At 58.2% G+C, this 23181-nt stretch carries 20 protein-coding genes and 1 pseudogene; 10 read left to right on the plus strand and 11 right to left on the minus strand.

Going from position 1 to position 23181, the window contains the following annotated elements:
- The first annotated feature begins 283 nt into the window (after positions 1–283).
- Positions 284–1912 carry a hypothetical protein gene (locus tag ACESMW_RS03655; protein WP_372985720.1) on the plus strand — a complete coding sequence of 543 codons (1629 nt, stop codon included), beginning with the start codon at positions 284–286 and terminating at the stop codon, positions 1910–1912.
- A 137-nt stretch (positions 1913–2049) separates the two neighbouring features.
- On the opposite strand, the gene ACESMW_RS03660 is transcribed toward ACESMW_RS03655, so the two are convergent.
- A complete protein-coding gene (locus ACESMW_RS03660; protein WP_372985721.1) occupies positions 2050–2790 on the minus strand; it encodes an OmpW/AlkL family protein in 741 nt (246 codons plus the stop codon).
- A gap of 157 nt (positions 2791–2947) precedes the next feature.
- The gene (locus ACESMW_RS03665) at positions 2948–3418 is read right to left on the minus strand and encodes a winged helix-turn-helix transcriptional regulator (RefSeq protein WP_372985722.1); all 471 of its coding nucleotides are present in this window, start codon (positions 3416–3418) and stop codon (positions 2948–2950) included.
- A 90-nt stretch (positions 3419–3508) separates the two neighbouring features.
- Between ACESMW_RS03665 and ACESMW_RS03670 the strand changes: the two genes are divergently transcribed.
- Positions 3509–4621 carry an NADH:flavin oxidoreductase gene (locus ACESMW_RS03670; protein ID WP_372985781.1) on the plus strand — a complete coding sequence of 371 codons (1113 nt, stop codon included), beginning with the start codon at positions 3509–3511 and terminating at the stop codon, positions 4619–4621.
- A gap of 151 nt (positions 4622–4772) precedes the next feature.
- Entirely contained in the window at positions 4773–5084 is a 312-nt protein-coding gene (bamE, locus tag ACESMW_RS03675; RefSeq protein ID WP_372985723.1) for an outer membrane protein assembly factor BamE, read from the plus strand.
- A gap of 30 nt (positions 5085–5114) precedes the next feature.
- On the opposite strand, the gene pntB is transcribed toward bamE, so the two are convergent.
- From pntB to ACESMW_RS03690, 3 genes are all read right to left on the minus strand, one after another.
- Positions 5115–6506 (minus strand): Re/Si-specific NAD(P)(+) transhydrogenase subunit beta, encoded by a 1392-nt coding sequence (gene pntB / locus ACESMW_RS03680; protein ID WP_372985724.1) that lies wholly within the window; start codon positions 6504–6506, stop codon positions 5115–5117.
- Between the two features lie 12 nt (positions 6507–6518).
- Complete coding sequence (locus ACESMW_RS03685) at positions 6519–8096, minus strand: Re/Si-specific NAD(P)(+) transhydrogenase subunit alpha (protein WP_372985725.1); 1578 nt, start codon at positions 8094–8096, stop codon at positions 6519–6521.
- Between the two features lie 103 nt (positions 8097–8199).
- Complete coding sequence (locus tag ACESMW_RS03690) at positions 8200–8838, minus strand: TetR family transcriptional regulator (RefSeq protein ID WP_372985726.1); 639 nt, start codon at positions 8836–8838, stop codon at positions 8200–8202.
- A 339-nt stretch (positions 8839–9177) separates the two neighbouring features.
- Here ACESMW_RS03690 and ACESMW_RS03695 point away from each other — a divergent pair, with 339 nt between their 5' ends.
- The 3 genes from ACESMW_RS03695 to ACESMW_RS03705 all read left to right on the plus strand — a co-directional run bounded on the left by ACESMW_RS03695 (position 9178) and on the right by ACESMW_RS03705 (position 13585).
- Positions 9178–10761 carry a flavin-containing monooxygenase gene (locus ACESMW_RS03695; RefSeq protein WP_372985727.1) on the plus strand — a complete coding sequence of 528 codons (1584 nt, stop codon included), beginning with the start codon at positions 9178–9180 and terminating at the stop codon, positions 10759–10761.
- A 203-nt stretch (positions 10762–10964) separates the two neighbouring features.
- Positions 10965–12980, plus strand: coding sequence for a phospholipase effector Tle1 domain-containing protein (locus tag ACESMW_RS03700; RefSeq protein ID WP_372985728.1), 2016 nt, complete (start codon positions 10965–10967; stop codon positions 12978–12980).
- 5 nt (positions 12981–12985) lie between these two features.
- A complete protein-coding gene (locus ACESMW_RS03705; RefSeq protein WP_372985729.1) occupies positions 12986–13585 on the plus strand; it encodes a DUF2931 family protein in 600 nt (199 codons plus the stop codon).
- Between the two features lie 389 nt (positions 13586–13974).
- On the opposite strand, the gene ACESMW_RS03710 is transcribed toward ACESMW_RS03705, so the two are convergent.
- Positions 13975–14628, minus strand: a complete 654-nt coding sequence (locus tag ACESMW_RS03710) for a nucleotidyltransferase domain-containing protein (RefSeq protein WP_372985730.1) — start codon at positions 14626–14628, stop codon at positions 13975–13977.
- A 96-nt stretch (positions 14629–14724) separates the two neighbouring features.
- A pseudogene (locus tag ACESMW_RS03715) lies at positions 14725–16173 on the minus strand (acetyl-CoA hydrolase/transferase family protein); the annotation flags it as partial.
- Positions 16174–16399: 226 nt separating this feature from the next.
- On the opposite strand from ACESMW_RS03715, the gene ACESMW_RS03720 reads away from it, so the two are divergent.
- The 3 genes from ACESMW_RS03720 (at position 16400) to ACESMW_RS03730 (ending at position 18224) form a co-directional block, all read left to right on the plus strand.
- Entirely contained in the window at positions 16400–17032 is a 633-nt protein-coding gene (locus tag ACESMW_RS03720; protein WP_372985731.1) for a MarC family protein, read from the plus strand.
- A gap of 35 nt (positions 17033–17067) precedes the next feature.
- Complete coding sequence (locus ACESMW_RS03725) at positions 17068–17643, plus strand: gamma-glutamylcyclotransferase (protein ID WP_372985732.1); 576 nt, start codon at positions 17068–17070, stop codon at positions 17641–17643.
- A gap of 152 nt (positions 17644–17795) precedes the next feature.
- Positions 17796–18224 (plus strand): hypothetical protein, encoded by a 429-nt coding sequence (locus ACESMW_RS03730; RefSeq protein WP_372985733.1) that lies wholly within the window; start codon positions 17796–17798, stop codon positions 18222–18224.
- On the opposite strand, the gene ACESMW_RS03735 is transcribed toward ACESMW_RS03730, so the two are convergent.
- The gene (locus ACESMW_RS03735) at positions 18181–19131 is read right to left on the minus strand and encodes a DMT family transporter (RefSeq protein WP_372985734.1); all 951 of its coding nucleotides are present in this window, start codon (positions 19129–19131) and stop codon (positions 18181–18183) included. The two genes, ACESMW_RS03730 and ACESMW_RS03735, sit on opposite strands and share 44 nt — an antisense overlap.
- 311 nt (positions 19132–19442) lie before the next feature.
- Here ACESMW_RS03735 and ACESMW_RS03740 point away from each other — a divergent pair, with 311 nt between their 5' ends.
- Positions 19443–20390 carry a LysR family transcriptional regulator gene (locus ACESMW_RS03740; protein WP_372985735.1) on the plus strand — a complete coding sequence of 316 codons (948 nt, stop codon included), beginning with the start codon at positions 19443–19445 and terminating at the stop codon, positions 20388–20390.
- Here the strand turns inward: ACESMW_RS03740 and ACESMW_RS03745 are convergent.
- Genes ACESMW_RS03745 through ACESMW_RS03755 form a run of 3 tightly spaced genes read right to left on the minus strand, consistent with a single transcriptional unit; the run spans position 20387 to position 23144 of the window.
- On the minus strand, positions 20387–21322 hold the full coding sequence (locus tag ACESMW_RS03745; RefSeq protein WP_372985736.1) for an ornithine cyclodeaminase family protein: 936 nt from the start codon (positions 21320–21322) through the stop codon (positions 20387–20389). The two genes, ACESMW_RS03740 and ACESMW_RS03745, sit on opposite strands and share 4 nt — an antisense overlap.
- A 5-nt stretch (positions 21323–21327) precedes the next feature.
- On the minus strand, positions 21328–22248 hold the full coding sequence (locus tag ACESMW_RS03750) for a branched-chain amino acid ABC transporter permease (RefSeq protein ID WP_372985737.1): 921 nt from the start codon (positions 22246–22248) through the stop codon (positions 21328–21330).
- A 5-nt stretch (positions 22249–22253) separates the two neighbouring features.
- On the minus strand, positions 22254–23144 hold the full coding sequence (locus ACESMW_RS03755; protein ID WP_372985738.1) for a branched-chain amino acid ABC transporter permease: 891 nt from the start codon (positions 23142–23144) through the stop codon (positions 22254–22256).
- Positions 23145–23181: the final 37 nt, after the last annotated feature.

Here is a 23181-nt window from a genome sequence, read left to right on the forward strand (position 1 = left end):
CAATAAAGGGACTCACACTCAGAGGGATAGCAGCATGAACACAAATGGTGCCGCTGTATCGGGATGGGTGCGACATAGTGTCGCAGTATTCGTTATTGCGCTTGCAGGCTGTAGCGACGGAGGTGGGGGAAGTTCCGGAGACACGGATACCGGTGACGATGACCCCGTACTTCCGTCTCTAACCACGCAAATCGAACACTGGGAGCAGACGGGAGTTTTCATAGCGGCAGCCGACTGCGGTCAGTGCCATACCGCCAGTCAACCAGGTGATGACCCCGCCGTCATGCGATCACCCGATCCTCTGGTTTCGGAAAACCAGCCGTCGCCGGATGGCGAGGACATCAGTCCCTTCTATGACTGGAAAAGCAGCGTGATGGCGAATGCTTTCACCGACCCCTATTTCCGCGCGGTCATGATGCATGAAACCGAAGTCTTTCCCCATCTGGCAGGTTTTATCGAGGACACCTGCCTGACCTGTCACAGCCCCATGGCGCGAACCCACGCCCACCAGACCGGGGTCAGTCTGGTGCAGGATGAGTCCTGTCTTCTCGAAGACGGTTGTTACCGGGCCGATCAGGCGCTGGAAGATCCTCATGCCAGAGAGGGCATCAGCTGTACCGCCTGCCACCAGATTACCAACTCGGTGCTGTCCGGTGATGTGAATTCGGGCAACTTCGAGATTGTGGATGCCGACCACCCGGATGCCTTTACCATTTACGGGCCATATCAGAACCCTGTCGGACAGGCGATGCAAAACCAGGTCGGCTATACGCCGGCATTTGGTATGCAGATGGCGGATTCACGCCACTGTGCCTCCTGTCATGAGCTTTTCACTCCGACACTGGATATGGTGACGGATGAACCGAATGGCGAGGTTTTCCCGGAACAGACGCCTTATACCGAATGGGAAAACAGTGACCTGGGGCCCTCGGGCGCTGATGTTTCTTGTCAGCAGTGCCACATGGCTCGGGAAGAAATAAGCGACAGTTACCAAACGCGAATTGCGGTCATGGCAAATGGCGGGGTTAACCTGAATTGGCCAGAACGGAGCCCCTATTTTCCTCATGTAATGGTCGGAGGCAATACCTGGTTGTTGGAAACCCTGGAATTGTTCCGGGAGGAGCTGGGGCGCGCAGAGATCAATGAGGAGGGAGAGTTTACCACCACCGCTGAACTGACTCGCGATCTCCTCAAAACTTCGGCGGATCTGCTGGTAGCCAATCAGGATTTCTCCGGTGGTGCACTCACATTTGATCTGACGATCATCAATAAAGCGGGCCACAAGCTCCCCACCAGTTTTCCTTCCCGTCGTATCTGGGTCGCTACCCGGGTCACCGACAGTAAGGGGGTGGTCATTTTTGATAGTGGCTTCCCGGATGAGAATTATCAGCTGTCTGTAGATGCGGCTTTTACATCCGATCGGTGTATGGCGATCAAGAAACCGGCGGATTTCGAATCCTCGGCCTGCTTCCAGGAGCATATCAACCTGGTAACAGCGCCGGAGGACATTCCCATCTATGAAGTGGTGATGGGTTCCAGTACCGGTGCCATCACCCATGTTCTGCTGTATGCGGCTGACAGACTCAAGGACAATCGCATCCCGCCGAGCGGATTCGATATTGGTTCCGTGCCGCCGGAGGTATTGCCGGGAGGTGTGGAAGGTGACGACAATTTCAACCTGAACAACGCCGGCCAGGACACCATTACCTACCGGTTGCCAGTCTCGGAGACGGCAGAACCCCCGTTCAGTGTGGAGTCCACCCTGTATTACCAGAGCATTCGCCCCACCTTTGTCGATGCGGCCCATGGCGAGCACCCCTGGATTCGGGAGTTCGAGACCATCGCTAGCATCAACCCGCCACCTGCGGAGGTGCTGGCCTCGGCGAACTTCATGGTTGATGTCGTTGAATAGGGGTTGAAGGTTACTGGATCCAGAACCGGCTCAGGGACGAGCTTATTCCGGGCACAAAAAAGCGGGGCAGAGCCCCGCACAGGAGAACGCACCTTACGGCAGCCCACAGACCATGAGGCTGCCGGAGGGCACGGGGATCAGAATTTGTAGGAAACGCCTACCATGTAGACCCAGGGGTCGATGTCGACGTCGATGGTGCTGGTGTCGGCCTTGGTACCATCTGCGGTATAAGCGCCGATAGTAGCTTCAGTATCGATGTCAGCCCACCAGACGGCGGCGTTCAGACCGATATTATCGGTGATCATGTAATCCATGCCGATTTCAGCGGCGAGGCCAAAACTGTCATCGAGTGACAAATCGGTACGGTCGATAGTGCCGGCCGGAGTACCCAGGTTGGCTTGTGCAACCGCATCATAGGTATCAGTGAGAGTGCTGGTGGTCTTTTCTTCGAAAAAGTTTGTGTAATTGAAGCCCACACCGGCATATGGCTGAAACTTGCTGTTGCTGGGCATCGGGAAGAACTGCAGGGTAACAGTCGGCGGCAGGTGCTTGGTTTCACCTAATTTGCCGGCACCACTCAGTCCACCATCGCCTTCGATGTCGTGCTTGAACGGCGTCGCTGCCAATACACCGAGCGCGATCTGATCTGTAAGCATGTAGCTCACAGTAAGGCCCAGTTGGGTGTTAGAGTCGACACTCACTTTCGCGCCAGTAAGGGTGCCAACGGCATTGGAATTCAGATCACTGCTGGAAGAATCAGGATCAACCGTTACGGCACCGGCACGTCCAATGAAATCACCAGCTTCATAAGCCTGCGCCATCGGGGCAGCCGCCATAACAGCAGCCGCCAGTACACCAAGTTTGAAAGAACGGGACATAAGCCATCTCCTTTATGCAAATCGTCGATGGCTTCAGATTAATGACAGCGGCGAAGTGAAACTTGATATAGCGCAAGATTCGTCAGGGGATGGGGATGCTTTGAGTGGCGGATTGATCCAACTCAAGAAAATGCGTACCTGCGGGCGCTGCGTATGGTCAGGCCGAGTTCTTTTTGCCTGCCGGCAGGTTCTCGTCCGGCACAAACACGTCACGGATGCTCAGCGGTTGCCCGTCCGCATCCCGGACCTCAACGTCCTGGATAGGCCGTCCGGTGGCACGGTCGCGCAGGTCCAGAGGGCCCTGATCCGGGGCCGGATTCCACTTGTCGCCCCACTGGCGCAGGGCGATCACCACCGGGAACAGGTCCCGGCCTTTTTCGGTGAGCCGGTATTCGAAGCGGGAACCGTGTTCACCCACGTCCACCTTGCGCAGCACCCCGTTATCAACCAGGCGGGCGAGGCGGTCACAGAGGATGTTCTTGGCGATGCCCAGCTCCTGCTGAAAGTCGACGAAGCGGCGGGTACCGTACATCGCCTGCAGCACGATCAATAACGACCACCAGTCACCCACTTCATTGAGGGCGCGGGCGACGGAGCACTGGGAATCATCAAAACGTTTTCTGGCCATGTAGGGGAGTGTACCGAATAGGGTTGCATCTTAAAACCAGATTGAATAGGGTTGCTTTACGAAACCAAATTAATGAGGTTGCACATTACCATGAGCATGAACCTGGGTCCTTTGTTTGAACCGTTTGAAATCCACAACCTCAAGCTGCGCAACCGCGTGGCCATGGCTCCCATGACCCGTAATTTCTCCCCCAAGGGTGTTCCGGGTGAGGATGTCGTCGCTTATTACCGCCGTCGTGCCGAGGCCGGTGTTGGCCTGATCATTACCGAAGGCACCACCGTCAACCATGCGGCGGCGAACGGCTACCCCAATGTGCCGGCGTTCCATGGCGAAGAAGCCCTGGCCGGCTGGAAGCAGGTGGCGGATGCCGTACACGAGGCCGGCGGCGCCATTTTCCCGCAGCTGTGGCACGTAGGCGCCGTACGCAAGGAAGGCACCGACCCGGATCCGTCTGTTCCCGGTTACAGCCCCTCCGGCCTGTTCGCACCGGGCAAGCCCAACGGCAAGGCCATGAGCAAGGAAGACATCCAGGATGTCATCCAGGCCTTCGGCGATGCCGCCCAGGATGCCAAGGCACTGGGTTTTGACGGGGTCGAGATCCACGGTGCCCACGGTTACTTGCTGGACCAGTTCCTGTGGGAAGGCACCAACCAGCGGGACGACGAGTACGGCGGCAGCCTGGAAAACCGCCTGCGCTTTGTGGTGGAGATCGTTGAGGAAGTCCGCCACCGCGTCGGCCCGGATTTCCCGATCATGCTGCGTTTTTCCCAGTGGAAGCAGCAGGATTACGAAGCCAGGCTGGTCAACAGCCCGGAAGAACTGGAGCGTTTCCTGAAGCCGCTGGTGGAAGCCGGTGTGGACATTTTCCACGCGTCCACCCGTCGGTTCTGGGAGCCGGAGTTTGAAGGCTCCAATCTCAACCTGGCCGGCTGGACCCAGAAGCTGTCCGGCAAGCCCACCATGTCCGTCGGCAGCGTTGGCCTCACCGAAGATTTCATCAGCGGCACCTTCGCCAGCAAGAAAGAAGCGGTGGAAAAGGCCGGCATCGACGAGCTGGTCGAGCGCATGAACAACCACGAGTTCGAGCTGATCGCCGTCGGCCGGGCCTTGCTGCAAGACCCGGAATGGCTGGTCAAGGTGAAGGAAGGCCGCCTCGAGGAAGTGGAATCCTTCGCCAAGAAGTCCCTCGCCAAGCTTTACTGATCGACCCTTCGATCCCACTGTGCCGCAGCGTCGAAAGGCCTGCGGCTTTTTTGTGGCTGAGCGGTGAGCCTGAACCTGTCAGCCCCGTAATCGCGTCCTTCGAGATAACAGCTAAGATTAGGGAAATTCAGAAGAAAACAGGGAGCTCATAATGACTGCGTTTCAGTCGCTCAAAACCATGGCATTGGCCATCCTGATAGCAACCCTGGTTGGCTGCGCCACCGTCGGCCAGGATTTCCCGACCCATAACGTCGACCAGATCCGCATCGGCGAGACCACCCGGTCGGACATCCAGGAACTGTTCGGCGAACCCTGGCGCACCGGTGTTGAAGACGGCAAGCGCACCTGGACCTATGGCAAGTACAAGTGGTCTGCCTTCGGTGATGCGGAAACCACCGACCTGGTGGTGCGGTTCAACCAGGACGGGACGGTGTCGTCCTACGTGTACAACACCACTGAATAAGTCCCTGTGAATACGGGGGCGGGGCTGGCCTCAGCCCCGCAACCCGCTGACCAGTTTATCAATGCTTTCCTTGGCATCGCCGAACAGCATCCGGGCGTTGTCCTTGAAGAACAGCGGGTTCTCCACCCCGGAATAACCGGTGGCCATGCCCCGCTTGAGGACAACCACCTGCCGGGCCTTCCAGACCTCGAGCACCGGCATGCCGGCAATCGGGCTGCCCGGGTCTTCGGCGGCGGCCGGGTTCACCGTGTCGTTGGCACCGATCACCAGTACCACATCGGTGTCCGGGAAATCGGCGTTGATCTCGTCCATTTCCAGCACGATGTCGTAGGGCACGTGGGCTTCCGCCAGCAACACGTTCATGTGCCCCGGCAGGCGGCCCGCCACCGGGTGGATGCCGAAACGCACGTTCACGCCCCGATCCCGCAGGATTTTCGTCATCTCGCTGACGCCATTCTGGGCCTGGGCCACCGCCATACCGTAACCGGGAACAATAATCACCGACTCGGCGTTGCGCAGCTCCTCACAGACATCATCGACACTGGATTCGTGCACTGTCTGGTCGGCATCGGCGGCCGCCGAACTGCTGCTGGTCTGGCCGAAGCCACCCAGGATCACGCTGATGAATGACCGGTTCATGGCCTTGCACATGATGTAGCTCAGAATGGCACCGCTGCTGCCCACCAGGGCACCAACAACAATCAACAGGTCGTTGCCCAGCATGAAACCGATGGAAGCGGCTGCCCATCCGGAGTAACTGTTCAGCATCGACACCACCACCGGCATGTCGGCGCCGCCAATCGCCATAATCAGGTGAATGCCGAGGACCGAGGCAATGGCGGTCATCAGGATCAGGGCCACAATACCCAGGGCCATGCTTTCGGTGCCGAGGAACCAGGCCCCCAGCAAGACGCAGACAATGATCGCTGCCAGGTTCATCAGGTGCCGGCCGGGCAGGGTCAGCGCCTTGCTGTCGATTCGGCCGTCCAGTTTGCCGCAGGCCACCAGTGAGCCGGTGAAGGTCACTGCACCGATAAAGATGCCGACAAACACCTCCACCAGCTTGATGGTGTGCTCGGTACCGGAGGTCGCAATCAACGGCTCGATGTAGCCGGAAAAGCCCACCAGCACCGCCGCCAGACCCACAAAGCTGTGGAGCAGCGCCACCAGCTGCGGCATCTGGGTCATTTCCACCTTGTTGGCGATGGGAATACCGATGCCGGCACCGAGCAGCACGGCAATGATGATGGCGGTGATGCCTCCGTCCACGCTGGCCAGAGTGGCCCCCACCGCAATGATAATGCCGGCGACGCCGTAGAGGTTGCCCCTACGGGCGGATTCCTGGTGGCTGAGGCCACCCAGGCTGAGAATAAACAAGATACTTGCGACCACGTAGGCCACGCTCACCAATCCTGTGCTCATATCGGGCGCCTCCTACTTGCGGAACATTTTGAGCATGCGATGGGTGACCCGGAAGCCACCACCTACGTTGATGCTGGCAATCAGCACCGCGACAAACGCCATAATGCCAACGGCAATGTTCTCCGCCTGGGCCAGATGCAGAATGGCGCCGATCACGATGATGCCGCTGATGGCGTTGGTGACGCTCATCAGGGGGGTATGCAGGGAAGGGGTTACATTCCAGATCACCTGCCAGCCAATAAAGCAGGCCAGCACGAACACGGTGAAGTGTTGCAGGAAGCTTTCCGGCGCGTGGGCGCCGACTCCGTAGAGCGCCAGGGCCGTGACCACGAACAACGCGCCCTTGCCGATCAGGCTGCGGCGGTCAGCGTCCTTCTTGGCGGCCGCTTTTGCTTCGGCTGAAGGCTCCTCGGTGCCCGGTGCGGGTTTGGGGCTGACCGGCGATTCCGGTTTCGGTGGTGGCCAGGTGATGTCGTCCTCGTGAACCACCGTCAGGCCACGGATGACCTCGTCTTCCATGTTCACCAGTGGCTTGCCGTCTTTTTCCGGTGTGAGCTCGGTGAGCAGGTGCACCAGGTTGGTGGCGTAGAGCTCACTGGCCACCTTGGCCATGCGGCTGGGCAGGTCGGTGTAGCCGATCAGGGTGACGCCATGATGATGCGCCACCTTGCCGGGTTCGGTGAGTTCGCAGTTGCCGCCGCGCTCGGAGGCCAGATCCACAATGACGCTGCCAGGCTTCATGGATTTCACCATATCGGCGGTGATCAGTTTTGGTGCCGGTTTTCCGGGAATCAGGGCAGTGGTTATGATGATATCCACCTCTTTCGCCTGCTCCGCAAACAGTGCCATCTCCGCCTTGATGAACTCGTCACTCATCTGTTTGGCGTAACCACCGCTGCCGCTACCATCCTCGTTCTCGAAGTCCAGCACCAGGAACTCGGCCCCCATGCTCTCGACCTGTTCCTTTACCTCCAGCCGAGTATCGAAAGCCCGAACGATGGCACCCATGCTGTTGGCGGCGCCAATCGCCGCGAGGCCTGCCACCCCGGCACCAATGACCATGATCTTCGCCGGGGGCACCTTGCCTGCGGCGGTTACCTGACCGGTAAAGAAACGCCCGAAGTGGTTCGCCGCCTCGATCACCGCCCGATAGCCGGCAATGTTGGCCATGGCGCTGAGGGCGTCCATTTTCTGGGCGCGGCTGATGCGGGGCAGGCTGTCGATGGCGAAGGACGTGATCTTTCTGGCGGCCAGCTTCTCGAGCAGTTCCGGATTCTGAGCCGGCCAGATGTAGCTGACCAGAAACGCACCCTCTTTCATCAGATCCGCTTCGTGTTTGCCCAGCGCCGGGTTCTCCATCGGTGCCCGGACTTTCAGGATGAAATCGGCTTCTTTCCACAGCGAGCCGGTGTCCGCTGCGATGGCTGCCCCTACTTTTTCATAGGCGGCATCGGAATAGTTCGCGGCCTCGCCGGCGCCGCCTTCGACGATGACTTCGTAACCGAGTCCGATCAGTTTGTGAACAGAGGGTGGCGTAGCGGCCACCCGCCGTTCGTCCTCGAAAATTTCCTTGGGGATACCGATTTTCATTATTGGTGTACCTCCGGATTTCCCGATCAATCAGATGCCTGGATACCTACATACTAGTGCAGGCTGCCAGATCTGCCCGTAAACCGGAGGTTTCGAAAGCGTATCAGGTGTGTTTCAGAGCAAGGCGCTCGACGTCCGTCTGGGACAGGTGGTCCAGCATAGCGCCCCGGAACTGACGGTTGATGAAGTGCTCGGTTTCGGTCTGGATGGTTTCCCGCTGTGCCGGTTTCTCGACGTAATCCATGGCCCGGAAGAGGATGTAGCGGATGGTCATACGGGAAATTTCATGAACAGTCTCCGGCGGCACGGCACTGACCAATTGTCGCTCGATAATATCCTCCGCCATTTCCCGGGCGCTGGCTTCCAGTTGCGATTCCAGAGCCCGGCGCAGCGCCGGCGAAGGGCCGTGAAGTTCCCGCACCGCCACGGTGGTCGCGGCCGGGTTCGACAGGAAGTAGCGGTACACGAACGCAACGGTGTCGTGGGAGGCCTGTTCGGAGGAATCCGCCATCTGCCGAAGCTCCCGGACTCCGGCTTTCATGTCTTCGGCAATATAGCCCAGTACCTGCAGTCCGAACTCGTCCAGGTTCTTGAAGTGCCGGTAAAAGGTGTTCGGGTTCAACCCCGCCTCACGGGCGAGTTCCCGCAGCCCCAGTGACGTGAGACTTCGGGTTTCGGTAATCAGCCGAAGTGCGGCCTGGATCAGCTTCAGTTTTCCGCCAGTTCCGGTTAATGCATTCATGCGTTCCTCAAACTTGGTGTAAGGAACGGTTGGGCAGGGCTTCCGAAAACCGCTGCGAGTACGTCCATGTACGCTTGCTTTCCGCCATCCATGGCTCCAAGCATTTTCGGAAGCCCTGCCCAACCGTTCCTGATAATTGGGAGCAGGCCACCCAATTGACCTCCCCCGAGCTAGCGCTTTGATCGGGACAGTTACCTGTCAGCCGAGGCCATTTCGCCATTATTTCGATTTTTGAAGTATACGACTGTCTACTTTGCTGTGTATACATGTGTCTACCGGTCATGATGACCACCCGAACAAAAGCAGACAAGGCCGCAAAGGCCAACCAGGAGAGCAGCAATGACAACAAACACACAGATCGCCATCATCGGCACCGGCTTCTCCGGCCTGGGCATGGCCATCAAACTCAAGGAAGCCGGGTTTCACGACTTTGTGATCCTCGAGCAAAGCGACGACATCGGCGGCACCTGGCACGAGAACCACTACCCGGGCTGCGCCTGTGACGTCCAGTCAGCGCTGTACTCCTTCTCCTTCGAACAGAACCCCGACTGGAGCCGCATGTTCGCGACCCAGCCGGAGATCAAGGCCTACCTCAAACGCTGCGCCGAAAAATACGGACTGATGGAACACATCCAGCTCAATACCCACGTCGCTGGTGCCCATTGGGACGAAAAAGCCGGAACCTGGACCATCGAAACCTGCGACAGCCCCAAACTATGGGCCTACATGCAGGAGAAGGGCTTGAAGCCGGGGGATGAACTGGACCGGAACGATAAGGACCTCCCTTGGTTTACCAAGCTTAAATCGGAGATTGTGGTGTCCGGTATGGGCGGCCTCAGCACTCCGTCCTACCCGGAGATCAAGGGCATTGAGACCTTCACCGGCACCAGCTTCCACTCCCAGGACTGGGACCATGGTTATGATCTTCGCGGCAAGCGCGTGGCGGTCATTGGCACCGGAGCGTCCGCCATCCAGTTCGTTCCGGAAGTGGCCAAAGAAGCTGCGAGGCTGGATCTATACCAGCGCACGCCGCCCTGGATCATGCCCAAGCCGGATCGGGAGATCCGTCCGCTTGAGAGAATGATGTTCCGGAAGTTTCCGCAAACCCTGAACGCCTTCCGCCAGAGCATCTACTGGATGCTGGAAGGGCGGGTGCTGGGCTTTGTGGGTAACCCCCGCATCCTGAAAATCGGTGAACTACAGGCGCGCCGGCACATCCGCAGCCAGATCAGGGACAAGGATCTTCGCAAAAAGGTTACCCCGGATTTCCACTTTGGCTGCAAGCGGGTACTGATCTCCAACAACTATTACCCGGCCCTGGACCAGGATCATGTGAACGTGCTGACCGACGGCATCCGGGAAGTGAAAGGCAACGTGATTGTGGATAACGCCGGCAACGAGCGCTCCGTGGACTGCATCATCTACGGCACCGGCTTCAAGGCCCAGGAGCCCATTCCCCGGGGCATGATCTTCGGCCGTGGTGGCCAGGACCTGCTCTATGCCTGGCGGGACGGCGCCGAGGCCTACAAGGGTACCACCGTGGCCGGCTTCCCCAACTTCTTCATGCTCATGGGCCCTAACACCGGCCTGGGCCACAGTTCCATGGTGTACATGATCGAATCCCAGGTGCAGTACGTGCTTGATGCTATCCGGAAGATGCAACACCGCGGCTGGAAGAGTGTGGAGGTAAAGGATGAAGCTTTCAGCGAGTACAACGCCTCGATTCACGCCAAACTCGGCGACTCGGTCTGGCAGACCGGCTGTAAGAGCTGGTACGTGAACGAGAATGGCAAGAACACCACCCTCTGGCCGGGCTTCACCTGGCAGTTCCGTCAGCAGACCAGGCGGTTTGATGCCGAGCAGTATGTTTGCGAGGAAGCGGCGGAAATGCAGGCTCATGGCGAGCCGGCGATGGCCGGCTGACGGCTCGGCAGGCCGGCCTTGATAATGTCTACCCAAATTGGGCAAAAAGATGCCCAGTTTGGGTATTCCTGAACTGAGAGGTCGTCCCTTGTGCCGTGCTGGCAAATTGAGTAGTTTATCCTGTCCCGGCGAACCACGGATTCGGCTCGCCATCTTCAGGTGCCCGACAGGGAATCGGGCATTCAGGAACAACAGGGAACGTTATGCACATCAAACCCTTCTATCGCCTCCGCCCGGCGGACTTGCCGTTGGTCGAAAGCCCGTTTCTGGCTTCGCAAACCCTTCGCAGGACACTGTCTGAACCGCTTGCGGGGCATTCCTCACTGATACTCAATGATATCCCGGGCGTCCTGCCAGGCACCCCGCGCGAAGTTGTCCACCAGTACCTGATCTCCCGCGTTGCCACAGGCGATCTTTGTCTCGTTCATACCGGCATCGGCTCGGATCGCCCGATGAGCCCGGTGGTTTCCTGGCGGCCGGATCAAGGTGATGGCAACTCGGGAGCCTGGCACTGCGAGAGTAGCGCGCGCGAAATCATTGGCCTCGAACATTCCGTATCGGAGCTTAACCGCAAGGGACTGACACCCAAGGACCTGTCCCGTGCTGAGGGGATCGGCTTCCGGAATTATCAGGGAAGTCCGGCGGAGTCCGAGTTCAATGGAGGCCCGCAGCAGGAAAATGCTGATCATCGGCTGACGCTACCGCTGGGCGCATCGGCCCGTGTCCTGCCGCTTGCGACCGAGTCAAAAAGTCCGGAATACGAAGGTGAACCGGACGGCGTCCATCTGGTAGCGGGACTATTCACCGATGGCACGCTGAATAACGTCGACAACATCGAGATATTCAGAAAACGGCTGATGACCGAGTGCGTGGAGCCGGTCAAGGCTGATCCTTCCCGTCTCGAAGAGTGCCGGAATCGACTCGCGATGCGGATGGGGGAGAGCTATGCCAATGAGCCGACCAATGTTGTGAAGTTGTTTGATTTGTATAAAGAAGAAGACTTTATGGATGGGTCACAGCGGAGGGTGACGGTTAAAGCGTATGAGCCTGGTGCCGGCACAAAGAGTGGTGAAGAGGATTCCTTGATTGGGGCAGCAACAGGCCTTGGTGAAACCGGTGTGATTGAACAGGTCAGGAGACTGTTCATGGAGGCGGCACGGCGGATATTGGATGCCACGGAGGGAGCAAAGATACAGACACTGACAGTGGATTTGTTCGGTTTCAGCCGAGGTGCCGCCGCCGCTCGTCATGCGACCAATGAAATCCTGAAGGGAAGAGAGGGGGAGATGGGTATAGCTCTGACCGGTGAGGGTATCGGCTGGCCAGGTGAAGTAAGGATTCGCTTTCTTGGGCTTTTCGACACAGTTGCGGGCATCTTCAATCCCTCAAGCTTGGATTTATCGGCTGGTAATGACCGGAATAGCCCGGTTGAGCTTTATCTGGACCCAAAAAGCGTTGGGCATGTAGTTCATCTGGTTGCCAGAGATGAGAAACGCGCAAACTTCGCATTGAATAGTGTTAAATCTACAACTGATAGCTTGCCGATTAACTTCCGTGAAATTGTGTTGCCGGGAGCTCACTCGGACATTGGTGGCGGATATCCACGTATTCAAACAGAGGATTTGCTCTTGTATCCGATGTTGAGTGTGAGGGGAAGCGCGACCCGGTGGCCCGAGGAAACGACGGAGTGGGATAATCTTAAGAAACTACAGACTGAGATAAAGGCAGAATCTTGGGTGGGGCGGTTTAGCTTGCCTCTGCTTGACGGAAATATGGCGACCCTGAGAATTGAGAAGCAACGCGATGAGCATCCCTTGCCCGATGGGCGAGTAGATCTTTCGTTAAGGATGAGTCGTCGTGTCAGAGGTGAATACTCGCTTATTGGTCTCCGAGTAATGCATGTGGCGGCGTTGGAGCGTGGAGTGCCATTTAAAAAGATTCCCGATAGGGATGATATGAATCTTCCATCTGAGCTTGGGGAGATCGCCAATAGCATGATTTGTGATGCAGTGGCTGGAGAGAACAACCTTGGCTTGGGTGGTGAGCATGAACAGTTCCTTCGCCAGCGCTACCTTCATCATTCAGATCATTACAATCCAATTGATTGGCTCATTGCAGACGAGGTCCTGACCACGGACATTCCTTTCGATAATTTGATACATCCTTTGCGGGCGACTTTTTCTAGGCAACGAATTGTGCACTTCAACGTAGGCTTGTAATAAAAATGCGAATCCATCGGTCAATTGTTGTAGTTATTTCGTTCCTGTTGTCAGCTTGCAGCACTTTTTCGGGAGAAAAAGGCGACATAGATTGGCGTTTTCAGCTAGCTACACCCAAGCACTACGATATTTGGGTTGAGCACTTGGAATTTGAGTTATCCGGCGTCAGGCATTGGTGGCATCCAGCAGGTTCCATGGGTTGTTGCTGGAAAGGGCCCAACGGTCCTCGTGGAGTTGCTGGAAGGATGGAGCCTTTTCCCAACTTTGTGGCAATACAATGGTTTTCTTTTGCGGAGCAGAAATTCTATCAGCGCCTAATTGAAATCCCTTCGGATTGGAAAGATGAGATGAAGGGATTAGCGCCAATGGTTACTCAGGTTGATGTTCGCATGAGACCAAGGGACACCCTGACTTTTGGCCTGGCCCCAGGAGGCGAGATAGTAGTTTGGATGATGAATCAGCCAGGAAATGAGATAGAACTTGCCCGCTTCCAGGCCAATGAGATGGATAGAGATCCGAATATTTATCGTGCTAATACGCGTGAATACCTTGAAGAAAATGGTGAGTATCTTGAGGAGCACGGAATACAGTTGACGGGCTGGTAACTCGGAAACTGAACGGATTATGTGTTGCCCGCCAGAGTTCGGACAAGAGCTTCGATTTCCTCCGTAACGCTGATAAGGCTCTGAACCAGAGCCTTATCGACATCCACGACACCCTCATATTCGGCAAGATTTCGTTTGCGGTGTGCGTGGTCCAGTACTCGCCACTTTGCAGACGGCATATCAAGCGTGTGCTGGAGGCATTGGAATACAAGGTAGCGACTGTCTGAGCGATAACCTGCGCCTGGCGCAGTGCTGCCAGAGACAGAGCATGCGCGGCGTTGTAGGCAAGATCAAAGCGACTTTCGAGGCTTAGAGATTCCAATCAGGCATCCCTGAGCCTGGTACTTCCGGAGCGAATCAGAACCTGAATTTCTGCCGGGTCTGGCGCTTCAGGATGCAGTTTCCGAACCCTCGCCAGGTTCTCCAGTTGTTCTTTGTTCATTGATGAGTCCTTTCAGTACGATGTGCGGTCCATTCAGCACTTTGCGGAGAAACGGGTTGCCCTGCTTCCGCCGTTTTTCGAATTCCTGTCGAGTGTAGAGTGTCGGATTCACGGGGCGGGAAAGCTCTTCCTCTGCGGGCTCCAGTGCGGTGAAGACATCCTCCAGAGTAAGAGAATCCGATACCAGCATCAGATCGATATCACTGTCGGCGTTGTCGGCGTGTTTTGCTACCGAGCCATAGATCAGTGCCAGTTCCAGCGGACTGTCGATAGTTTGTAGTGCCTTCTTGATAACGTCGGGCGGCCCAAGGGTTTTCATGACGAGCGAGCGTAACTCGTGGAATACCGGAGCATTCTTGTTGGCATGGTACCGCTTTTGTCTGCCCTTGAGTTCCACGCTCACAAGGCCACTTTCGGCAAGGCGGGTGACTTCCCGTTGTACTGCACCTGAACCTACCTTGGCTTTCTCGATCAGTTCGCCGATAGAGAAATCTTGATCGGGTTGTGTGAAAAGCAGGCTCAGGACCTTTTGCCGCGTTGTCGAAAAGAGGGCGTCGGCAACATTGCGGTTTTCGGGGTGCCTTGTTGTTTCCGGATTCATCGAGGTGCAGCCAATAAAATACCCATAATGGGTAAACTTATGCCCATTATGGGTAAAAGTAAAGGCGCGGTCGCCCGCTTGTCACATCTGCCCGGTTTCCTCAAACCGCTGATGCCAGCTCAATGCCTCGCCCAGCAGATGCGGCGTATGCATGCCCCGTCCGCTGGCGCAGGCGCGCTCGAAGTAGTCCAGCAGTTGTGGCCTGAAATCCGGATGGGCGCAATTTTCGATGATTTTCAGGGCCCGCTGGCGGGGTGCCAGGCCGCGCAGGTCGGCGAGGCCCTGTTCGGTTACGACGATCTGGACATCGTGTTCGGTGTGGTCCACGTGGGAAACCATGGGCACGATCGTTGAGATGGCGCCGCCTTTGGCGGTGGACGGGGTCATGAACACGGAGAGGTAGCCGTTGCGGGCGAAGTCGCCGGAGCCGCCGATGCCGTTCATGATGCGGCTGCCCATGACGTGGGTGGAGTTGACGTTGCCGTAGATGTCCGCCTCGATCATGCCGTTCATGGCGATGATGCCCAGCCGGCGGATGACTTCCGGGTGGTTACTGATTTCCTGGGTGCGCAGGATGATGCGCTCCCGGTAGAAATCAATGTTCCGGGCCAGTTCCCGGTTGGCTTCCGGGCTCAGTGAAAAAGCAGTGGCGGAGGCCATGCGCAGCTTGCCGGATTTGAGCATGTCGAGCATGCCGTCCTGCAGTACCTCGGTGTAGGCGGTCAGGTTTTCGAACGGGCCGTCGTTCAGGCCGGCGAGTACGGCGTTCGCTATGTTGCCGACACCGGACTGCAGGGGCAGCAGGTTCTTCGGCAGGCGGTTCTTCTTCACTTCCATCTCGAAGAACGTGAGCAGGTGCTGGGCGATGCACCGGGAGTTTTCGTCCGGGTCGCTGAGCCGGGAGTTGCGGTCCGGAGAGTTGGTTTCCACCACGGCGATCACTTTTTCCGGAGGGCACAGCAGGTACTTCTCGCCGATACGGTCATCCGGTGCCGTCATCTGGATCGGTTTTCGGCGCGGCGGCAGGGCGGTACCGTAGTAGACATCGTGCATGCCTTCCAGGCCGGAACTCTGGCCGTGGTTTACTTCCAGGATGACCTTGTTGGCCTGGTCGATCCAGGTCTTGTTGTTACCGATGGAGGAAGAGGGAATCAGCCTGCCGTCCTCGGTCACGCCCGCCACCTCGATCACTGCCACGTCGAGCTTGCCGAAGAATCCGGACCAGGCGTGCTGGGCCACGTGGGAAAGGTGAATGTCGATGTATTCCATCCGCCCTTCGTTGATCTTCTGCCGGCACACCGGGTCGCTCTGGTAGGGCAGGCGCATTTCGATTCCGTCCACCTCGGCCAGGGCACCGTCGAGTTCCGGTGCGGTGGAGGCGCCAGTCCAGACGCTGATGCGGTAGTTCTCTCCACGGTCCCGGTGCTCCCGAATATGCTCGGCCAGGGCCTGGGGAACGGCTTTCGGATAGCCGGCACCGGTGAATCCGCTCATGCCGACGTTGACGCCGGACGGGATAAGGGCAGCCGCTTCCTTGGCACTCATGATGCGTTCACGCAGGTGGGGGCAGAGAATTCGGGGGGCTGTGATCACGATGACTCCGGTTTACTGTTTACTAACAATGGTTCCCAAAATAGCTAGCAATAATACCATAAGTATAGGTACCTATGATTAATACTTAAGGCGATAGGGGCGGAGTACGTTCTGTTGCGTACGGAAGTCATTGAAATCAGGCGCTATGCTTGTCGTTTTTTCCGGCCGGACTTTCCTGATGTTTGAGACGTTTTTCAGCACCTATCTGAGCAGCACCATCCGCTTCCTGTTCCTGTTGGCGCCGTTCTTTGTGGTCACCATGTTCCTGGCCCTGACCCGGGGGCTTCCGGCTGCGGAGAAATCCTCGATTATCCGCCGGTCCATTGTGTCCGCGTTTATCCTGGGGCTGGTGCTGTTCTTTGCCGGCCCGCTGCTGTTCGATGTCATCGGCATTACCCTGAACTCCTTCCGCATCGGTGCCGGTTGCCTGCTGTTTCTGACCGCGGTCAGTCTGGTCAGCAGCGGTACCCGTAACCACGCGACGGGCCTGCCGGAGGAAGACCGGGACGATGTGGCCGTGGTGCCCCTGGCCATTCCGGTAATGATCGGCCCGGCCACCATTGGTGCGATCATGGTATATGGTGCTGAGCTGAAGGCGTTGCCTCAGGTGGCAGGGGGGCTGTTGGGTCTGGTGTCGGGGCTGCTGATTCTGGCGGTGTTGCTGCGCCTGTCCGGCTATCTGGAGAAGGTCCTGGGTAAGACCGGGCTTAATATCATGTCGAAAATCAGTGGTCTGATTCTGTCCGCCATGGCAGCGGAAATTGTCCTGACGGGTATTGCCGGCTTTATCGCCAGCACTCAGACAGCTTAAACTAATGCTTCAGATTATTATTCCGGCTGTATTGCATGTCTGCTAACACTATCGAACGCAACCAAAAGCGCTTCAACTTCGAGGGCATCGACGCCATCTGGCTGTTTGGCTACGGCTCGCTGATCTACAAGGTGGATTTTCCCTTCCTGGAGAAGCGTCCCGCGTCCATCCGCGGCTGGGCCCGTCGGTTCTGGCAGGCTTCCCACGATCATCGCGGCACGCCGGAGGCCCCGGGGCGTGTAGTGACCCTGATCGAGCAGCCGGGTGCCGTGTGCAAGGGTATGGCCTACCGGGTGTCGCCCCACGTGTTCGAATACCTGGATGTGCGGGAGAAGAACGGCTACCTGCGCTTCAGTACCACTATGACCTTTGACGATGGCAGTCACGCCGAGGGCCTTGTGTACATCGCCACTGAAGATAACGAAGCGTTCCTGGGCGAGGCGCCGGAAGCGGATATTGCCCGCCAGATTGCGTCGGCCACCGGGCCTAGTGGCCCCAATTCCGAGTACCTGCTGCGGCTGGCGGAGTCGTTACGGGCGCTCGGGGATGACTGCGCCCATACCTTCACCATCGAGTCTCACCTGCGTTCTGTCGGCAACGCCGACAGTTAAACGTCAAGTTTGCCCTGTTCCATGTAAAGCTTGTGCAAAGCCCCCGCAAGGGCGCTGACATTCCTATCCCGTTCGATAACCTGCAATCAGGTAACCCGGAAATGGCTCCGGGTTGTAGTGGATCCAGTCTTGAACAGGACGGGAGAACAGCTATGAAACGATTACTGATGTGCAGTTTTGTGGTGATCGCCCTTGGTTTTGCCGGCACAGCTGCCGCTGACGATTACCGGGGCTTTGGCCATCCGCCGGGCATCCAGAAACAGCTGGACCGGGGCAAGGCGTTACCGCCGGGGCACCAGAAGAAATTCATGAAGGCCCATTACCGACGGGACCATCACGAGCGGCACTACAAGCACCGTGACCGTCGTTACCGGGATCGCGATGATCGCCACCATCATCGTCGTCACGACCGCCGCGACTACCGGGACAAGCACCGGCATTACCGGGACCGCCACGACCACTATCGCTACCGCGACGGTTACCGCACCAACCTGCGGTATGACGATCACTTGCCGCCGGAGCACCGGGTTGCCCGGATCATTCGCGACACTCATGCGCTAATCGAGGATTCCCGTCGCTGAAGCCGGGCTTCCGTTCTTCCTTCGTTGCTCGCCGGGTGGCGGGGTTGAAGCCCCGGGCCGGGGAGCGGCGCCGGTGCCGCAATCCGATCAGGATCAGCGGTACCACGATCATCAGGCTGCCGGCCAGGAACCAGAGGTCCGGCACTTCTCCGAACCAAATCCAGCCAATGGCAACAGCCCAGATCAGGCCGGTGTATTCGGCGCTTGTGACCTGGTTGGCGTCCACCTGCCGGTAGGCCAGCAGTACGGTAATGTTGTAACCGAGGATGAACAGGGCGGAGCCCAGGGCGCTGACCAGAATGCCGGCGTCCCAGGCGGCCCCTTCCCACCAGGCCAGGGCGCCCGCCGCTGGCAGGATCAGCAGGTAGTTCAGGTACAGTTTGTGGACGGTAGACTGCTGTTTTGGCAGCTGGCGGACCATCACCGCGTTGATTGCCAGGGCAAACGCGGAGGCGAGAGCGGCGATGGCGGCCCAGTTGAATTCCACCGGGCGCAGGATGACGACGATGCCGGCGAAGCCGCTGAATACGGCGAACACGCTCAGCGGGGTCAGCTGTTCGCGGAAGATGATGACGGACAGCACCATGACCAGAATCGGTGCGGCGTAGAACACGGCGTTGGCGGTGGCCAGGGGCAGGTTACCCAGGGCGATGACCATGCACAGGATCCCGGCGAGGTGAATATGAGCACGCACGGTGTGGATGCCGAGGCCCGCGAACAGGTGCTGGCGGTTCAGTTGGCCGAGCAGGGGCAGCAGGAATACCAGGGTCAGGATGCAGCGCAGGAACGCAAACTGGAAGATAGGGGTGCCCGGTTCCAGCAGTTTGATGAATACGTCCGAGGCGATGGCCATGGCGTTGCCGATGACCAGCAGAAGAATGGCGCTGTTTACGGTCTTGCCTGACATAGTGTTACTCCGCTCATAAACTTTCGAGTCTGGTGCCTGGAACAGGCCAGTTTCCCCCTCCGAAAACCGTTGTGAATACCCCTGACGGGGTCCAGCCAGCGATCACAGATCACTGTCGTTCAGCTTTCGCATGAAGCTTCGCTTCATACACGCTCGGCTTCACCCCTGTACACTTGCTCTCCGCCATCCATGGCTCCGAGCATTTTCGGAGGGGGAAACTGGCCTGTCCCTCAAGCTTGGGTGGTGAGTCTAAGATCATGCTAATATCCGATAAAATGATCTTTATTATTGACCCATTAGAAAATTAGATAATGAAACTGCCACCCCTGAAAGCACTCCCCGTCTTCGAGGCCGTCGCCCGCCTTAACAGCTTCTCCCATGCCGCCGAGGAACTGGCGGTCAGTCAGAGTGCCGTGAGTCATCAGATCAAACAGCTGGAGACCTACCTCGGCGAGCAGCTGTTCTGGCGTAGCGGCCGGACGCTGACGTTGACCGATGAGGGCCGGCAGTATCTGGATGCGGTCAGTTCCGCGTTGTTGCAGGTCGAACGGGCCAGTGAGCAATTGCTGGGGCACGAGGAATCCCGGATCCGGTTGTCGGTGTTCAGTTCGTTTGCGGTGCGTTGGCTGGTGCCACGGTTGCCGGAGTTGCAGCGGTTGCATCCTCAGATTGATCTGGCGCTGGAGATGAGCAGCGAAAACCCGCAGTTGTCGGATCGGGTGGCAGATTGTTTCATCACCGTGCACAAGAACTCCGCAGCCTACAGTTATGAGTTGTTGTATGTGGAGCAGTTGTTCCCGGTGTGCAGCCAGGATTACTGGCAGAAGATCCGACGGGAGGTTGGGCGTGAAGGTGCTGATGCGGACAACGAGGCGTTGACGCCGGATGAGGTGGCGCGGTTTCCGTTGCTGTCGACCCACAGTATTTTCGAGAAGCCGGCCGGGGACTGGGAGGTGTGGTACAAGGCCGTGGATCGCGAGATTCCGGCGGGCGCGCGCGTCCAGCATTTCAGTCACATGTTGCTGGCGCTGGAGGCGGCGAGGTTCCATCAGGGCATTGCGCTGACCAACGATTACATGCTCAGTACCCGTAAGGATTCGGAGGATTTTGTCCGGTTGCCCTGTCATCCGGTGATGACGGGGGATGAGTTCTATTTTGCCTGGAAAACCAGCCGGCGGCGGGAGCGGGGTATCCAGGTTCTGCGGCGCTGGTTGGTGAGCCAGGCCATTGAGGGTGGGCTTCGGAGTGAGACGGACTAGTGTCCCAGAGCTTCCCAGACTTCAATGGCGGCGGCAAGGTCTTCTAGCGAGGCACCCACGGATTTGAATACCGTGATGGTCTCATCGTTGGTGCGTCCCGGTTTGTCGCCCCGCAGTAGTTCCGCCAGTTCGGCCCGCAGGTCGGCCTTACTGAACACGCCTTCATCGATGGCCTGGAGAATGTCGCCCGCCTCGCCCAAGGCACCGGCGTAGGTGTCTACAAAGACTTCACTGCGGGCCAGGCAGTGACTGTCGGTTTCCCGCATGGATGGCCGGAATGCGCCCACCAGATCCAGATGGCTGCCAGGTCGCAGCCATTCACCCCGGACCAGCGGTTCGGTCGACAGAGTTGCGCAGCTGATGATGTCTGCTTCGGGCACGGCGGTTTCCAGATCGGTTACCGCCTGACAGTCGAACCGGCCCCGGAATTGGTCGGCCAGGGCCGTGGCCTTGTCGGGGTTTCGGCCCCAGACCCGCACTGTTCGGATGGGCCGGATGGCCGCGTGAGCCTCGATCAGCATTGGCGCCAGTTTGCCGGTGCCGACCACCAGCAGCGATTCGGCATCCTGCCGGGCCAGTTCCCTCGCTGCCAGCGCCGAAGCCGCTGCGGTCCTGCGGCTGGTCAGGGCACTGCCGTCGATACAGGCGAGCGGCGTGCCATGCTGGCCCTCGCAAAGGATATACAGCCCCGAGATGGCTGGCAGGCCGGCGTTGGCGTTCTGCGGAAACACATTGACCATTTTCATGCCGATGTAACCGGCTTCTTCCCAGGCCGGCATCAGGAGCATGGTGGCCTCACCGTCCGGACGGTGCATGGCGTGGTGATGTCGTGGGGGTGCTTCCACGCCTTCGCGAAAGGTGGTGGCGAGTCGTTCAATCAGTGCCGGCCATGCCAGTGCGCTGGCCACCTCCTGTGCAGAAATAACACGCATAGTCGTTAACCCTGTTTACGGCTGGCCAATCGCTGGATTTCGCCGATGATGCCGCGACGGAATACCATGACGCAGACCACGAAAATAGTGCCCAGAATAACCTGCACCCAGGAGCCAAAGGCGGACAGCTCGTGGCTGAGGGCACCCACGGTGATGGCACCAACTACCGGGCCAAAAACCGTGCCCAGCCCCCCGACCAGGGTCATCAGGATGACTTCCCCGGAGGTTTGCCAGTGGGCATTGGTGAGTGCCGCAAACTGGAAAATGATGGCCTTGGTGGCGCCGGCCAGGCCGGCCAGGGTGGCAGAAATCACAAAGGCCAGCAGTTTGAAGTGGTCGACGTCGTACCCCAGTGACAGGGCCCGGGATTCGTTTTCCCGGATCGCCTGCAGGACCTCACCGAAGGGCGAATGGATGGTGCGATAGATGATGCCGAAACCAATGAGGAAGATGGCAAATACGAAATAGTACATGGCCAGGGAGTTGCTCAGGTCAATCAGGCCGAACAGCTCGCCCCGGGGAATGCCCTGCAGGCCGTTCTCGCCACCGGTGAAGGGCATCTGCAGAGCCAGGAAGTAGATGATCTGGGCCAGTGCCAGGGTCACCATGGCGAAGTAAATGCCCTGGCGGCGTATGGCCAGGAACCCGAAGACTGTGCCAATCACCATGGCAAAGGCCGCGCCGGCAAGTATGCCCAGCAGCGGGCTGAACCCCCATTCCTTGGTGACGTAACCAGTAATGTAGGCGGCGCCACCGAAGAATGCGGCATGCCCGAACGAGAGCAAGCCGGCATACCCCAGCAACAGGTTGAAGGCACAGGCGAACAGTGCGAAGCACAACAGGTCCATGACGAAAACCGGGTAGGCGTAAAACGGGGCCGTCAGGCCTGCCACCAGCATGATGATAAAGAGGATGCGGTTGGTCATGGCGCTTATTTCTCCTTACCAAACAGGCCGGCGGGACGGAACAGCAACACCAGCACCATAAGGAAGAAAATCACGGTACTGGCGGCGGGCGGGTAGAACACCTTGGTCAGCCCTTCAACCAGCCCGAGGGCGAGGCCCGACAGGATGGCGCCCATGATCGAGCCCATGCCGCCGATGACCACCACGGCAAACACCACGATGATCAGATCCGCGCCCATCAGAGGGCTGACGGAGTAGATTGGTGCCGCCAGCACCCCGGCCAGGCCAGCCAGGCCAGCGCCAAAGGCGAAGGTCAGGGTGACCATTAGAGGGACATTCAGTCCGAAGGCCTTGGTCAGGTCGGGGTTTTCCACGCCGGCCCGTAACCGGGAACCGAGCTTGGTGTGTTCGATGACCCACCAGGTGGCGAAACAGACCACCAGGGAAAACACGATGGCAAACAGGCGGTAGGTGGGGAAGTACATGAATCCGAGGTTAACCACACCGCTCAGAGACTCTGGCTGGCCCGGGTAGGGCGTGCCGGACACATTGAAATAGTTGGCGAACAGGCCCTGAAGGATGAGCGTGATGCCAAAGGTGAGCAACAAGCCGTAAATGTGGTCCAGGTCGTATAGTCGCTTGAGAAACAGACGTTCAATCAGCACCCCGAGAATGCCGACAATGAGGGGCGCCACCAGCAGTGACGCCCAGAATCCGATCTGAAGACTGATTCCGAACCATTGTTCCAGGAGAGAGTAGCCGATGAGGGCAATGAACGCCCCCAGCATGTACATGGCGCCATGGGCGAAGTTGATGATATTCAGCAAGCCGAATATCACCGCCAGCCCCAGGCTCAACATGGCGTAAAATACACCCACATTCAGCCCAAGCAGCGCCTGGGCCATTATGACCTGCATTGACACGTCGCCTATCTCCCCGGAAGCAATGGTAGTC

Source organism: Marinobacter sp. (genome assembly GCF_041690455.1).
Taxonomy (GTDB): domain Bacteria; phylum Pseudomonadota; class Gammaproteobacteria; order Pseudomonadales; family Oleiphilaceae; genus Marinobacter.